The organism is Aromatoleum evansii, assembly GCF_045689615.1.
Classification (GTDB): domain Bacteria; phylum Pseudomonadota; class Gammaproteobacteria; order Burkholderiales; family Rhodocyclaceae; genus Aromatoleum; species Aromatoleum evansii.
The window spans coordinates 2537482-2552234 of sequence record NZ_CP141259.1 but is presented as its reverse complement, the minus strand read 5'-3'; the positions used below and the strand labels follow the sequence as shown (position 1 = coordinate 2552234).

At 63.1% G+C, this 14753-nt stretch carries 14 protein-coding genes and 1 pseudogene; 10 read left to right on the top strand and 5 right to left on the bottom strand.

Annotated features, from left to right (window positions below; translation table 11 throughout):
• Positions 1–44 precede the first annotated feature (44 nt).
• Entirely contained in the window at positions 45–659 is a 615-nt protein-coding gene (gene ribA / locus U5817_RS11960) for a GTP cyclohydrolase II (protein WP_026296151.1), read from the top strand.
• A 336-nt stretch (positions 660–995) separates the two neighbouring features.
• On the opposite strand, the gene U5817_RS11955 is transcribed toward ribA, so the two are convergent.
• Positions 996–1646, bottom strand: a complete 651-nt coding sequence (locus tag U5817_RS11955; RefSeq protein WP_407281062.1) for a Fic family protein — start codon at positions 1644–1646, stop codon at positions 996–998.
• On the opposite strand from U5817_RS11955, the gene U5817_RS11950 reads away from it, so the two are divergent.
• From U5817_RS11950 to U5817_RS11940, 3 genes are read left to right on the top strand one after another with little or no spacing between them, the layout of a single operon-like run.
• Positions 1645–1875 (top strand): hypothetical protein, encoded by a 231-nt coding sequence (locus U5817_RS11950; protein WP_407280886.1) that lies wholly within the window; start codon positions 1645–1647, stop codon positions 1873–1875. The two genes, U5817_RS11955 and U5817_RS11950, sit on opposite strands and share 2 nt — an antisense overlap.
• A gap of 38 nt (positions 1876–1913) precedes the next feature.
• Positions 1914–3098, top strand: coding sequence for an acetyl-CoA C-acyltransferase (locus tag U5817_RS11945; RefSeq protein WP_407280885.1), 1185 nt, complete (start codon positions 1914–1916; stop codon positions 3096–3098).
• A gap of 37 nt (positions 3099–3135) precedes the next feature.
• Entirely contained in the window at positions 3136–3444 is a 309-nt protein-coding gene (locus tag U5817_RS11940; RefSeq protein ID WP_407280884.1) for an EthD family reductase, read from the top strand.
• Between the two features lie 95 nt (positions 3445–3539).
• Here U5817_RS11940 and U5817_RS11935 read toward each other — a convergent pair.
• Both U5817_RS11935 and U5817_RS11930 read right to left on the bottom strand, forming a co-directional pair.
• A pseudogene (locus tag U5817_RS11935) lies at positions 3540–4652 on the bottom strand (Tn3 family transposase); the annotation flags it as partial.
• Between the two features lie 79 nt (positions 4653–4731).
• A complete protein-coding gene (locus U5817_RS11930; RefSeq protein ID WP_407280883.1) occupies positions 4732–4917 on the bottom strand; it encodes a hypothetical protein in 186 nt (61 codons plus the stop codon).
• Positions 4918–5148: 231 nt separating this feature from the next.
• On the opposite strand from U5817_RS11930, the gene U5817_RS11925 reads away from it, so the two are divergent.
• The 4 genes from U5817_RS11925 to U5817_RS11910 are packed head-to-tail and all read left to right on the top strand — an operon-like array spanning position 5149 to position 10399.
• On the top strand, positions 5149–6582 hold the full coding sequence (locus tag U5817_RS11925; protein ID WP_407280881.1) for an aldehyde dehydrogenase family protein: 1434 nt from the start codon (positions 5149–5151) through the stop codon (positions 6580–6582).
• 4 nt (positions 6583–6586) lie between these two features.
• Complete coding sequence (locus U5817_RS11920; protein WP_407280880.1) at positions 6587–7396, top strand: shikimate dehydrogenase family protein; 810 nt, start codon at positions 6587–6589, stop codon at positions 7394–7396.
• Positions 7393–8793 carry an FAD-binding oxidoreductase gene (locus tag U5817_RS11915; protein WP_407280879.1) on the top strand — a complete coding sequence of 467 codons (1401 nt, stop codon included), beginning with the start codon at positions 7393–7395 and terminating at the stop codon, positions 8791–8793. The genes U5817_RS11920 and U5817_RS11915 overlap by 4 nt, the downstream gene beginning before the upstream one ends.
• A 7-nt stretch (positions 8794–8800) precedes the next feature.
• Positions 8801–10399, top strand: coding sequence for a GMC family oxidoreductase (locus tag U5817_RS11910; protein ID WP_407280878.1), 1599 nt, complete (start codon positions 8801–8803; stop codon positions 10397–10399).
• Between the two features lie 45 nt (positions 10400–10444).
• Here U5817_RS11910 and U5817_RS11905 read toward each other — a convergent pair whose 3' ends face one another.
• On the bottom strand, positions 10445–11473 hold the full coding sequence (locus U5817_RS11905; RefSeq protein WP_407280876.1) for a LacI family DNA-binding transcriptional regulator: 1029 nt from the start codon (positions 11471–11473) through the stop codon (positions 10445–10447).
• A gap of 422 nt (positions 11474–11895) precedes the next feature.
• Between U5817_RS11905 and istA the strand changes: the two genes are divergently transcribed.
• Both istA and istB read left to right on the top strand, forming a co-directional pair.
• Positions 11896–13386, top strand: a complete 1491-nt coding sequence (gene istA / locus U5817_RS11900) for an IS21 family transposase (protein WP_407279177.1) — start codon at positions 11896–11898, stop codon at positions 13384–13386.
• On the top strand, positions 13379–14182 hold the full coding sequence (istB, locus tag U5817_RS11895; protein ID WP_407279178.1) for an IS21-like element helper ATPase IstB: 804 nt from the start codon (positions 13379–13381) through the stop codon (positions 14180–14182). The genes istA and istB overlap by 8 nt, the downstream gene beginning before the upstream one ends.
• Positions 14183–14421: 239 nt before the next feature.
• Here istB and U5817_RS11890 read toward each other — a convergent pair whose 3' ends face one another.
• The gene (locus tag U5817_RS11890; protein ID WP_407280874.1) at positions 14422–14736 is read right to left on the bottom strand and encodes a hypothetical protein; all 315 of its coding nucleotides are present in this window, start codon (positions 14734–14736) and stop codon (positions 14422–14424) included.
• Positions 14737–14753 lie beyond the last annotated feature (17 nt).

Below are 14753 nucleotides of genomic sequence, written 5' to 3'. Positions count from 1 at the left end.
CGACAGGAGATGCCACCTCGTGCGTCGCCCGTGGTCGCCCGCCTCTGAGTGTGCGTTTCATCGCATCGAGTCAGCTGCCGACGCGGTGGGGCCTTTTCGTCGCCCACAGTTTCGTCGATGCGGTTCACAAGGAACATCTGGTTCTGACGCTGGGCGACGTCGCCGGGGACGAGCCGGTGCTTACGCGAATCCATTCGGAATGTCTCACCGGTGACGCGCTTTTCAGCCAGCGCTGCGACTGTGGCCATCAATTGCGCAGTGCGCTGCAACAGATCGGCAGCGAAGGCAGGGGAGTGCTGATCTACCTGCGCCAGGAGGGGCGGGGTATCGGGCTGCACAACAAGATTAGGGCATATGGTCTGCAGGATTGCGGTGCGGACACCGTGGATGCCAATCTGCGCCTGGGATTTTCGGTCGACGCCCGGGAATATGCGGTTTGCGGCCCGATGCTCGCGCATATCGGCGTGCGGCGACTACGCTTGATGACGCACAATCCGGCGAAGACCAATGCCTTGACGGCGATGGGATTCGAAGTCGTCGAGCGCGTGGCGTTGCCGAGCGGACGAAACGCCCACAACGCGGCCTATCTCGACACGAAAGCAGGTCGCATGGGACATGTCTTCGACCTCGTGGGCGAGAATGCTGGCGCCGAGCAATAGGGGTCGCGCTTGATCTTCATTCCTTGTTGGAGTGCCCTTCGGCGAGGCAATAAACCGGTTTCGTCCAGCGGAGTCTCCTCTCCCGCCGTTGGCGACTTACCCATCCAGCACATGTGCTGGATGGTTCTTTTTCCGTGATCGGCGCAACGTGTTTGGCGGAAGAGTAGTGGAGCGGGTTCCCGATGTGGGCGCGGCCGCAAGCCTCAGTGTTCCCATTAGGCAATCTCTGCGAACACACTTGAACACATGCCCGCGCATTCCCCTTTACAGAACCCCACGGCGCCAAGTGGCAGGAGAATTCATCCCGAATGTCCTCATGCCCACCCGGCACTCTGTTCAGAGGCCGGGACCGGATCGAGGGCGTGAAGGACTCGGCGCCTCCTGCTGCGCGAGTTCAGCCTTCACCAGCGCTTCTATTAACTCGAAGGCTTCGGCGGGCACCCTTTCGATCAACTGCTTGCGCCGTTTCTTCGAGATCGCGCCCCCGTTGTGCAGCGCCGATGCGATCAACAGGTGCTGGTCGTTCGACCGCAAATCGAATTCCTCGTTCACGGCCCTGCTGATGCGGTCGAAGCTCGCAAGAAACTCGGTCTCCTGCCGTAGATCGACGTTGAGGGCTTCTTCAGCCATCCGGAAGCCGAACTCGACGCAAGGCGTGGCATCCCAGTAGCGATAGATCGAAGACTGCCCCTTGAAGTCGAACGCGAACTGATCCTCGTCGATCCACGTCACATCCCACAGTTTGCGGGCCGGCTTCGAGAAAGACTGCAGGGCCAGCAGATACTGCTCCTCATGGCGCTTCATCGCGATCGACACGGGCAGCAGCAGGCCCCGTTCCAGTTGGCCGGACTGACACAAGGCGTGATGAAACAGGAAACGTGACAGGCGACCGTTGCCATCCATGTAGGGGTGCAGGAACACGAAACCGAAGGACTCGACGGATGCCGCAACGATCGGGTTGACCTGTTTGGATAGGCCATTCGCCATGACCATGACATATCGCGCCGGCGACATCGATGTCGTGTGGACGAGCGGCTACGGATTCCCCGCGGCCAAAGGTGGCCCAATGCACCAAGCCGACATGGTCGGCGCCGCCGCGATCCTGGAGGGGCTCGTCCGCTACGGGGACCGTTTCGGAGACGAGCACGGGTTCTGGACGCCGTCGCCGCTGCTCGCGAGGCTTGCGAAGTCGCGCGGGCGCTTTGCGGACCTCTGAGTTGTCATTACCGGAATCGACTTTATAGGAGAAGTGCCTTGAGAGAAGCCGTCATCGTCTCGACCGCCCGCACGCCCATCGGAAGGGCCTACCGCGGAGCGCTCAACAACATGAAGTCGCCCACGATGCTTGCGCACGCGATCGGCAACGCGATCGCGCGCGCAGGGGTCGACGGCAGGGAAATCGATGACGTCGTAATCGGCAGCGTGCCGACTGCCGGCACGGCCGGAATGAACGTTGCCCGGCTCGCGGTTCTCGCGGCCGGGCTTCCGGTCACGGTTGCCGCGCAGACGATGGACCGTCAATGCGCATCGGGGCTCATGGCGATCGCGACCGCAGCCAAGCAGGTAGTCTTCGACGGTATGCAGATCGCCGTCGCCGGCGGCCAGGAGAACATCTCCGCGGTGCAAAACCGATATATGGCATGGGTCGATGCGGACAAGGACCCGAATGTGCTCGCCCGCGTCGAGCATGCGTATCTGCCGATGCTCGCCACGGCGGAGCACGTCGCGAGAAAGTACCGCATCAGCCGTGACGCGCAGGATCTGTACGCATTCGAGTCGCAGCGGCGGACCGCCGCGGCGCAACAGGCGGGGCGCTTCGACGCGGAGATCGTGCCGATCGCGGCGACGATGGCGGTCGTCGACAAGGAGAGCGGTGCGGTGAGCCACAAGGACGTGGTGCTCGCGAAGGACGAGGGCAACCGGCCCGACACGACGCTCGACAGCCTGCGCGCGCTCAAACCCGTCCTCGACGGTGGAACGATCACCGCGGGCAACGCGAGCCAGCTTTCGGACGGCGCATGGGCCTGCGTCGTCATGGAATCGAAGCTGGCGGCCTCGCGCGGCCTCGAGCCGCTCGGCATCTACCGCGGTATTGCGGTCGCCGGTACCGCGCCCGAGGAGATGAGCATCGGGCCGGTGTACGCGGTGTCGCGGCTGCTTGAGCGCCACGGCTTGCGCGTCAGCGACATCGGCTTGTGGGAGCTCAACGAGGCGTTCGCGTGCCAGACAGTGTACTGCCGCGACCGGCTCGGCATCGACCCCGATCTGTTCAACGTCAACGGCGGCGGCATCTCGATCGGCGATCCATACGGCATGAGCGGTGCGCGACTCGTGGGGCATGCGCTGATCGAGGGCAAGCGGCGTGGCGTGCGCTACGTCGTAGTGGCGATGTGCGTTGGCGGCGGTATGGGCGCCGCTGGGCTGTTCGAGGTGTGCTGAGTTCGGCCGAGCGAGCCGGGAAGACGGGAGAAGAGCGGTGATCAAGGTGAGCGTCATGTATCCGCGGCGCGACGGCGCGCGCTTCGACATCGACTATTACGTCGGCAAACATCTGCCGCTCGTATGGAGGCTCCTGGGGCCGGATCTGAAGAGGGTCGAGGTCGACCAAGGCCTCGCCGGCGGCGGACCCGAAGCGCCGCCGATCTACATCGCGATGGCGCTTCTGCATTTCGACTCGGTCGACGCCTTCCTGGCGGCGTTCGGCCCCCACGCGGCAGAGATTCTCGGCGACATCCCGAACTACACTGACATCAGCCCGGCCATCCAGGTCAGCACCATCCTCTGAGCGCCCGGTGCACAGCCTCTTCGCGCAATCTTCGCAACCACGCTTCGCGGCTGGGCGCCAGCGGGGGTTGTAAGCCGGAACCGCCGAAATTTCCGTCATCCCAACTCCAGCCCCGCCACGAGCGCGTCCAGGTCGATCATCTTGCCGTCGCTCTGGATGGTGTAATGCCCGTTCAGCAGGATGTGCCGCCAGGCCGCCGGTGACATCTGAGTGATGAGCGCCACCGCCTTGGCGTTCCCGCTCGCCTCGTACTTCGTCAGCAGCCGCGACAGGATGGCCGAGTTGTAGAAGATGACCGCGTTGGCGATCAGCCTGGCGCACTGGTTGCTGATTTCGATCTCGATGTCAGTGCGCCCGGTCAGTTCCTTCTTGCCACCGACCTGGGCGATGGTCGAGCGTAGCTGGTGGTAGGACTCGATGCGGTTCTGCGAGCGGTGCACGTTGCGCTCCAGTTGAGGATCGCGCAGGTAGCACAGCGTGTAGATGCTGCGGATGAGCTTGTCGAACTCGAACACCGCGCGCCGCGTTGGATTCGGCGCGGTGTAGGTGCACAGCTTGCGGATCAGTGTGCCCTGCGTCATCTCCTTCAGGCCAAGCGTGGCGACAATCCGGTCGATATTCGCCTTTTCGCTGGCGATGAGTTGCCGGTCGATTTGGCCGACCGGTCGGATCAGGCACTTCTCGTACAGCGCCGGATCGTCGGCGCAATACAGTTCCTGCAACTGGCCTTCCATGTCGGTAAAGCGCGGCTCGAAGCGCAATCCGAACCAGTGCAGGATGGCGAAGTTGGCCTTGTTGACGCTGTGCATGTCGTCGGTGATCGCGGTCGGCACGATGTCCGACGTGTTGCGATACCAGATGTCGAACACGTGATGGGCCTCGTAGTCGTGCGCGCCGATCAGGTAGCCGTTGAGCAGCACGTGATTGCACAGCAGCGTGTAGGCGACCACGCCCTTGCCGCGCCCGAAATATTTGCGCGAGTAGCGCGCCTTCACGGTCGGCCGTTCAACGCCGAATTTCTGACCATCGACGGCACCGTACAGCGCATCGAGTTCGAACGAGTAGTACGGAAAGATTGGCAGCCCGGCGATGGCGTTGCTGATGCAGTCGTTGGCCGCGTGCAGCGTTGCGTGGCGCAGGTACTGCTGGTAGGCGCTCTCCAGCACGTGGTACGGGATGTCGCTGGTGCGCGCCATGACCTGGTTGCCTCCGGTGCAACAAACGATCGGTTACGACGCCGTCGGCGACCTTGGTTGTCGTCATGCGCACCGCTTGGATCAGGCCGTCTCAATTGTCGGTGCCCAAATGGACGTTCGTGGCGCGAGCCCAGGTGGCGCCCTCCGTGGTTTGCGTCACCATCAGGTAACGCTTGCCCTCGCGGTTCTCGGCCAAGGGCGGTGTGGCGATCAGCGCGGCGTCAACGAGCGTGCCGGACCTGAGCAGCAGATTCCTCGATTCCAGCAGGTGGCGCATCGGCGGTAGCGGCCGACGTGATGACACGACTGGGACGTTGAATCGCATTGAGCCGACATTATATAAATGAAGCGCTTCAAAACACGGTTTACATTGTCTTTGTACTTATATAAATTCTGACCATAGTTGTTTTTGAAGCGCTACAAAAGTGAGTGGCTGAAGGATTGGGCTTGAATGAAGGAGCCTCCGGAGAGCCATGTGATTCACACGGATCGACGAAAGGAGAGGTCGGTGTTCAAGAACTTTATCGGCGGCGAATGGGTGGAGGGCGTTGCGATTAACCGCAACATCAATCCCTCGAATCTGGACGACTTGGTTGGTGAATACGCGCGGGCAGACGAGGCGCAGGCGCGGCAGGCGATCGATGCGGCATTCGACGCGCAGCAAACGTGGCAGCGCAGCACTGCGGAAGAGCGTGCCGATGCGATGGACCGTATCGGCACGGAGCTGCTGGCACGGCGCGAGGAGCTTGGCCGACTGCTGTCGCGCGAGGAAGGAAAGACATTGCCCGAAGGCATCGGAGAAGTGACACGTGCGGGTCGAGTGTTCAAGTTCTTCTCGGGCGAGGCGCTGCGCCTCGGCGGGGAGCGCTTGCCGGCAATCCGCGCGGGGGTGGACGTTGACGTCCACCGGGAGCCGGAAGGTGTCATCGGAATCATTACGCCGTGGAACTTCCCCATTGCGATCCCGGCATGGAAGATCGCGCCGGCCCTGGCTTATGGCAACTCGGTGGTGTTCAAACCCGCCGATCTCGTGCCTGGCAGTGCGTGGGCGCTGGCCGAGATCATTGTGCGTGCAGGCAAACTACCTCCCGGTGTGTTCAACCTGGTGATGGGAGCCGGCTCCCAAGTCGGGAACGCGATGGTGAAGTCGCCCAAGGTTCGAGCCGTGACCTTTACCGGGTCGACAGGTACGGGGCGACGTATCGGGTTGGACTGCATGGAGCGGGGGGCGAAGGTGCAACTCGAGATGGGCGGGAAGAATCCGCTGGTCATCCTCGACGATGCCGACCTCGATGTGGCGGTGTCGGTCGCGATCAACGGCTCGTTTTACTCGACCGGTCAGCGTTGCACCGGTTCGAGTCGCTTGATCGTCGAGGACGGCATCCACGATCGCTTCATCGCTGCGATGGTCGAGAAGCTGTCGGCGCTCAAGATTGATGACGCCTTGAAGCCCGGCACCGACATTGGGCCGGTCGTCTCGCAGGATCAACTCGATCAGGATCTGTCCTACATCGAGAGCGCGCGGTCCGAGGGCGGACGTGTGGTGTTCGGCGGCGATCTGCTGCAGCGCGCGACCGCTGGCCATTACCTGGCGCCGGCGCTGATCACCGATACGGAGAATTCGATGCGCATCAACCGCGAGGAGGTGTTCGGCCCCGTCGCGAGTGTTATCCGTGTCAAGGATTACCAAGAAGCCGTGGCGGTCGCCAACGACACCGTGTTTGGCCTGTCATCGGGCATCTGCACGACCTCGTTGAAGCATGCGACGGATTTCAAGCGGCGATCGACGGCGGGGATGGTGATGGTGAATCTGCCCACGGCCGGCGTCGACTACCACGCCCCGTTCGGCGGTCGCAAAGGTTCGAGCTACGGGCCGCGTGAGCAGGGCAGTTACGCACGCGAGTTCTATACCTCGGTGAAAACAACCTACACGCTGGCGTGAATCCATGAACAAGATTACTGGAACGACGCGAATCTGCGCCATTCTTGCCGACCCGATCCATCACGTGAAAACCCCTCAGGGGATCAACCGTCTGCTGCAGGCGCGCGGGGTCGATAGCGTGATGGTGCCGATTCATGTTACCGCCGGGAAGCTTGCGTCGGTGGTGGCCGGCCTGCGGGACATGAACAACCTGGACGGCTTCGTTGTGACCGTGCCGCACAAGACCGCGATGGTGGCGCTGTGCGACGAGGTGTCACCGGCAGCGGTGCGAATTGGTGCGGTCAACGTGGTTCGGAGAAGTCCGGACGGCCGCCTGATCGGCGAGATGCTGGACGGTGAAGGCTTTATCGCCGGGTTGCGGCGGGAGGGAATTGACCCCGAGGGACGCAGCGCGTATCTCGCCGGCGCCGGCGGAGCGGCCAACGCGATCGCGTTTGCGCTGGCGAAGGCCGGTGTGGCACGGCTGACCGTCGCCAACCGCACGACTGCAAAGGCCATCGACCTCGTCGACCGTCTCGCTGCGGCCTACCCGCTCCTGCCCCTTGCCGTGGGGACGGACGATCCGTCAGGCCATGACATCGTCGTCAATGGAACCTCGCTGGGGCTGCGTCCGGGGGATGCGTTGCCGTGCGACGCGCAACGCCTGGAAGCGAACCAGATCGTCGCGGAAATCATCATGCAGCCGGCCGACACGCCATTGCTGCTGGCTGCCAGGCGGCAGGGCTGCCGCATTCACTACGGTGCGCCGATGCTCGCGTGCCAGATCGAGCTGATGGCTGCATTCATGGGAATAGCCGAGGCGGCGGGGGCATGATGGAAGACTTCTCGATTGAGGCATTGCGCTGCATCGTGGGCGAGCGTGGCGTCATCACCGACGAGGCCGATCTGGCGCCGTTCTGCACTGATTGGCGAGGCATGTTCAAGGGCAGGGCACGGTGTGCGGTGTTGCCGCGCTGCACGGCGGAGGTTGCGGCGGTGGTGCGACTGTGCGCGGCGGCCCGTGTGCCGATCGTTCCGCATGGCGGGAACACCGGTCTTTCGGGCGGGGCGACGCCTGACGCCAGCGGTGAGCAGGTGATCCTGTCACTGTCACGCATGTCTGCGATTCGCAGCCTTGACGTTATCGGCGAGACGATGGAAGTCGAAGCCGGCTGCATCCTGCAGGTCGCCCAGGAGGCGGCGGCCGACGCGGGTTTGCTGTTGCCGATTACCCTTGCGGCCGAAGGTTCGGCACGGATAGGCGGCATCCTGTCGACCAATGCAGGGGGCACCAATGTGTTGCGCTATGGCATGGCGCGCGGGCGGGTGCTCGGGCTGGAGGTGGTGACGGCCGATGGCTCGATCGTCAGCGGTTTGCGACAGTTGCGCAAGGACAATGCGGGGTACGACTGGAAGCAGCTGTTCATCGGTACCGAAGGCACGCTGGGCATCATTACCGCGGCGGTGCTGCAGCTTGCGCCAAAGTCGCGACAGCGGGTGACGGCGCTGCTGGCCGTGCCGTCCGCGGACGAAGCGCTGGCGGTCCTGCGTCTGGCACGTCAGGCGATCGGCGAGACGCTGAATGCGTTCGAGCTGATGTCCGGTCCGGCACTCGAGCTCGTTGCGCGCCACGTCGGACTGACGACGCCCCTGGCCCCGGCCCCGTGGTATGTGTTGCTGGAGGCCAGTTCCTCGCTGCCGTCGCTTCGTGATGCAGTGGAGGAGATGTTGGCTGACGTGCTTGAGCGCGGCGCGGCGAGCGACGGAGTGATCGCCGAGTCCGAGAAACAAGAGCGTGAGTTGTGGCACCTTCGCGAATCGATCACCGAGGCGGAAGCGCGCGAGGGGCGTTCGATCAAGCACGACGTGTCGGTTCCGATCGCGCTCATTCCGGCCTTTCTGCGAGTTGCCGACGAGGCTGTGATGAACGCGTTTCCGCTGGCGCGCATCAACGCATTCGGCCACGCCGGTGACGGCAATATCCACTACAACGTGATCATTCCGCCTGACGCCGACAGTCAGGCCCTGAATCGCCTCGTCCATGACCTTGTCGTCGACCATGGCGGAAGCATCTCAGCCGAACACGGAATCGGCCAGTACCGGGTCGATGAGTTGCACCGCTGTCGGTCGGCTCCGGAACTCGAGCTGGCCCGGCGCATCAAGCTTGCCCTCGACCCGGCCGGGTTGATGAATCCGGGCAAGGTGCTTCCTCAAACAATTGTCACCGGGTGATGATGCCATGGACCAATTTGACTACATCATCGTCGGCGGCGGGACTGCCGGCTGCATTCTGGCCAACCGTTTGACCGCATCGGGGCGCTTCCGCGTCTTGATGCTCGAAGCCGGTGGCGAGGCACGCAGTATGTGGATTCCCATCCCGGCTGGCTTCAGCAAGCTGCTGACCAATCCGAAATTCAACTGGCGCTTCGAGACCGAACCCGAGGACAACACGCTTCGCCGCAAGATCGCAGTGCCACGTGGCAAGGGTCTCGGCGGATCGACCCTGATCAACGGGATGATCTACGCCCGTGGTCAGCCCGAGGACTATGATTCATGGGAGCAGGCCGGGGCCCGTGGGTGGGGGGCGCGCGACGTCGAGCCGTATTTCAAAAAGCTCGAAAGCTACCAGGAAGGCGATGAGCGGCGAGGCCATGACGGCCCGATGAATCTGTCACGCGTGGATGAGCGCTTTCCGATCGCCGATGCCTTCCTGCAGGCTGCGCGTGAAGACGGGCATGCCCTTAATGAGGATTACAACGCCGGCCGGCAGGACGGTTTTGGCTACTATCAGGTCGCCCAGCACCGTGGCCGTCGCTGGAGTGTCGTCGATGGCTACCTGAAGCCGGCACGCCGGCGGGGCAATCTGTGCATCGTGACCAATGCCCATGTGCTTCGCTTGAATCTTGACGGTCGGCGTTGTGCCGGCGTGACCTATCGCGTGGGTGAGCGGGAAGTCACGGTGCAGGCGAAGGTCGAGGTGATCATGGCCGCCGGTGCGGTCCAGACGCCGCAAATTCTCGAACTCTCCGGCATCGGCAGGCCTGCGTTGCTGCAATCACTGGGGATTCCGGTGCTGCACCCGCTCGCTGGCGTCGGCGAGAACTACATCGACCATTTCGCGACGCGAATGAACTGGCGCGTCAGGAATACCGTGACGCTGAACGAGATGGCGCGTGGATGGCGCCTTGCGCTGGCGGTGGCAGAGTATTTCACTCGCCGTACGGGCATCCTGACACTGGGGACCGGCCTGGTGCACGGATTCGTGCGGACTCGGCCCGAGCTGCCGACGCCCGACGTGCAGTACTTCTTCGTGCATGCGAGTTACGCCAACGCGGCGGAGCGGATCCTCGACCGGGCGCCAGGCATGACGATCGGCGTGACCCAATTGCGCCCCGAGTCCGTCGGCAGCATTCACGCCCGCTCGGCCGATCCTCACGCGGGCCCGGTGATCCGCCCGAACTTCCTCGCGTCCGAGGTCGACCAGCAGTGCATGGTGCGCGGCATGCAGATCGCACGACGCATCGTCGGTCAGCCGGCACTGCGAAAGTACATCGAGCATGAGATGAGTCCCGGCAGCGACGTCGTCAGCGATGCGGACTGGCTCGAGTTCGCGCGTGCGAACGGCCAGACGATCTATCACCCGATCGGCACCTGCCGCATGGGAGAAGACGACGATGCCGTGGTCGACCTGCGCCTTCGCGTGCGAGGGCTCGCCGGACTACGCGTCGTCGATGCCTCGGTGATGCCCAGAATGGTATCCGGGAACACCCAGGCGGCCGTGATGATGGTGGCCGAGAAGGCGGCGGAGCTGATTCTGGAGGATGCCGGCCGCGGCTGACGCTGCGCACCGCATTTGGCTGCGCCTCGCCGCGCCCTCGCCGCGTTACTGTAGCGGGGAAGGTGCGGCGAGGCTCTCGCGCTCGACGATCTGCGTCAACAGCAGGGGTTCGTCACCCAGCGGCCGGTCCTCGATCAGCGCGACGATCTTGTGGGCAGTGTGCACTCCGATCTCGGTGATCGGGACGCGCACCGTGGTGAGGGGAGGCGTCGCAATGCGGGCGAATTCGATGTCGTCGAATCCGGTCACGGACAGGGTTTGCGGAACCTCGATGCCCCGCAGCCTGCATTCGTGGAGCGCGCCAATGGCGTGCAGGTCGGTGCCGCACATCAGCGCCGTTGGCCGGTCTGCCATCTGCCATAGCTTGGCAATTACCTCACTCCCCCCTTCGAGCGAGAACGGGGCTTCGATGATCCAGTGGGGTGGCACCTCCAGTCCCGCTTCGCGGATCGCCGCGAGTGTGCCCGCGATTCGAGCGCGGGCGCGCTCGTTGTGGATGGTCGGCCCGCCACACAGCGCGATGCGCGTGTGCCCTTTTGCGAGGACGCGTTTCGCCATCTCGTACGCGGCAACGTGATTCGAGAAGCCGACCTTGTGCTGATAGTCGCTCTCATCGACCGACCACGTCAGGACGTAGGGGAGATTGCGTTGGCGGATCAGCCGGAACACTTCTTCATCGTGGTCCGCACCGACGAGGATGATCCCGTCGATGCTGTTCTCGACAATGGCTCGCACGACGTTGATCTCGCGCTCGACGCTGTATTCATGGCTGCCGATTACGAGTTGGTAGCCCACGCTGGATAAGGTCTGCTGCAGCGAGTCGACCGAGTTGGCGTACATCGGATTCTTCAGCGTCGGATAGATCGCCGCAATCGTGTGTGTCTTGCGCGATGCGAGGGCCCTGGCGGCGCCATTCCGCACGTAGCCAAGCTGCGACACTGCGGTCATGACCTTGGTCAGCGTCTTCGGCTTCACTGCTTCAGGTATCGACAGCGCGCGCGACGCACTGCCCAACGATACGCCTGCGAGACGTGCAACATCTTCCAGGGTGGCGGGTCTGGTCTGTTTTGGCATTGCCTTGTTCAGCTGGGTTTGTGGATGTCCATTGTGGATACGTAACAGCTTTACGTTGCTGCGGAGATGCCTTCATCTACGCTGTGATGATAGCCCGGAAAATTTGGTTCAGGCACCAAATCAACAAAATGAATCGCTTCAAAAAAAGGTGTGCTAATCTCTTTATACGTTGAAGCACATGCGAGTTAACACTATAAAGCGCTTCAATTATTGAGTGTCGCGAACATCGTGAAATCTTCAGGAGGAGACGTTGATGAGAACATTTGCACGGAAGTGTCTGTCGCTGTGTGCCGGGTTCGGCATGTTGTTGGCGCGCGATGAAAACTACCCAGTTTTAGCGGGGTGTGCACGCTGAAAATTACCCAGGGTCATTAACCTCCGCCGCTTCCGTTGTGAAGCGGGGAACCGAGGAGATGATGACCATGAACATGCTGGGTAAGGTAAGGCGGTTGTACTACCGCGAGGGGCAGTCGCTGTCGGAGATCGAGCGGCGCACGGGGCTCACGCGCAAGACGATCCGCAAGTGGCTGCAGGCGCCCGAGGGGCTGGAGCCGAAGTATCGGCGCTGCGGCGGCGACACCAAGATCACGCCGTATGCGGCGCAACTGGTGAAGATGCTCGAGATCGATGGGCGACGGCCGGTGCGGGATCGGCGCAGCGCCCTCAAGCTTTTCACCGAATTGCAGGCGCAGGGGTTTGACGGCGACTATAGCCGCGTCACCGAATTCATCCGGCGCTGGCGTGCGCAAGGTGGCACCGCGGTCACCAAGGCCTTCGTGCCGCTGCAGTTCGAAGCGGGCGAGGCCCACCAGTTCGACTGGAGCGAGGAACACCTCGTGATCGGCGGGGTGTGGCGCAAGATCCTCGTCGCGCATCTGAAGCTGTGCTACAGCCGCGCCTTTGTCGTCCAGGCCTACCCGACGCAGAGCCACGAGATGCTCTTCGACGCGCATGCGCGGGCGTTCGCGACCCTGGGCGGAATTGCCCGGCGCGGCATCTACGACAATATGAAGACCGCCGTCGATCGCGTGAAGAAGGGCAAGGCACGCGTGGTCAATACGCGCTTCGCGGCGATGGCCTCGCACTACCTCTTCGACCCGGACTTCTGCAACGTTGCTGCGGGATGGGAGAAGGGCGTCGTCGAGAAGAACGTGCAGGACAGCCGGCGCCGCATCTGGCAGGACGCGGCGGCGGTGCGCTTCGGCTCCTTCACGGAACTGAACCTGTGGCTGCTGGGGCGCTGCCGCAGTCTGTGGCAGGAACTCAAGCATCCCGACTACGACCTCACGCTGGCCGAGATGCTCGAACAGGAACGGCCGCAACTGATGCCGATGATCGTGCCCTTCGACGGCTACGTGGAAACCGTCGGCAAGGTGTCGAGCACCTGCCTCGTGAGCTTCGATCGCTGTCGCTACTCGGCGCCCTGCGAACTGGTGGGGCAGGTGGTGGGCATCCGCGTCTACCCGGAGCGCATCGACCTCGTCGCCCACGATGCGGTGGTAGCGAGCCACGTGCGCAGCTTCGGCCGCAACGAGGCCCGCTACGACTGGCAGCACTACCTGCCGCTGATCGAGCGCAAGCCCGGGGCGCTGCGCAACGGCGCCCCCTTCGCCGACATGCCCGAGCCGCTGCAGCGGCTGCGCGCCTTGCTCCTCAAGCGCGAGGGCGGCGACCGCCTCATGGCCAAAGTGCTTGCCGCCGTCCCTGCGCACGGCTTGGAGACGGTGCTGATGGCCATCGAGGTGGTGCTCGAATCGGGGCGCCCGAGCCCCGAACACGTCGAGAACGTACTCAACCGACTCAAGTCCACACCGCCACCGGAGCAGGTCGCGACGGCGCTCACCGTGAGCGAGGCGCCGGTAGCCGATCCGCAACGCTACGACCGCCTGTGTGGGGAGGCGAGCCATGCGTGACCTGATCGCCGAACTCAAGAGCCTGCGCCTGTACGGCATGGCCGACGCGTGGGCTGACCTGACTGCTCAAGGGGAGACGGCCGCGCAGAGTTCGCGCTGGCTTCTCGAACATCTGCTGCAGGCCGAGGATGCCGACCGGCACGTGCGCTCCATCGCCTACCAGCTGCACGCGGCGAAGTTCCCGGTGCACCGGGATCTTGCCGGCTTCGACTTCGAGCAGTCCAAAGTCGATCGCGAACTGATCCACGAACTGGCCACGCTGTCCTTCACCGAAGCCGCCCACAACGCCGTGTTCATCGGCGGAACGGGTACCGGGAAGTCGCACCTGGCGACGGCGCTCGGGGTCTCCGGCATCACTCGTCACGGCAAGCGGGTGCGCTTCTATTCCACCGTCGATCTCGTGAATCTGCTCGAACAGGAGAAGGCCGCCGGCAAGGCGGGCCGACTCGCCTTCTCCTTGCTGCGCATGGATTTGGTGATTCTCGACGAGCTCGGATATTTGCCCTTCAGCCAGTCGGGCGGGGCATTGCTCTTCCACCTGCTCTCGAAGCTCTACGAGCACACCAGCGTGATGATCACGACCAACCTGACCTTCGGCGAATGGGCGACCGTGTTCGGTGACGCGAAGATGACCACGGCGCTGCTCGACCGGATCACGCACCACTGCCACATCGTCGAGACCGGCAACGAGTCCTATCGCTTCCGCCAAAGCACGGCCGATGCGAAGTCGCGCATCGCGGCGCGCGAGCAGATCAAACGGGGAAAGATCGCTGTGACGGAGGATGAACCCTTCTGATCGGTCGCCGCGCAGAGGGAACCCGCTCCGGGCTACGCCCTGCACGGGTTCCCTCTGCGCATTCCGACAGACCGACCAGCGGAACCGAAAAACCGATCCGTTGGGCTACACTGAAAAGCAGTCCGCGCAATGACGCGTGGCTAAAGTCCCTGGGTAAAATTCAACGCGCACGGCTGGGTAATATTGGATGCGCGCCGACACCCTTTCGGCTGAGTTGGATTCGTTCTTGCGCGTGACGCTCAGGTGTTTGACGTACGCAATGCGGCTCTGGGGCGCCACTCCCGCGCCTTCGCCCTCAAGTTCTGCCGGCAAGAGCGGTTTATCAGGGCGTGGAATGAAGCGCTGAACTCATGACGGCGATTCTTCACCAGCCCTAACAGGGCGTTGAAAATCTCGTCTTCACCTTCGGTTTCCAGCTTGCTGGAAAAAAATCGACATTGAAAAGCGCGCGCCTGCCCGTGATCATTCCGATTCAAGCGGACTTTTCCGTCGAGCGTGCTACCGCAAATCAGCAGCGCTCCTGTCGCCGCAAAGAGATGGTTTTTCGTCCACAACTTCTTCCATCCGCAGA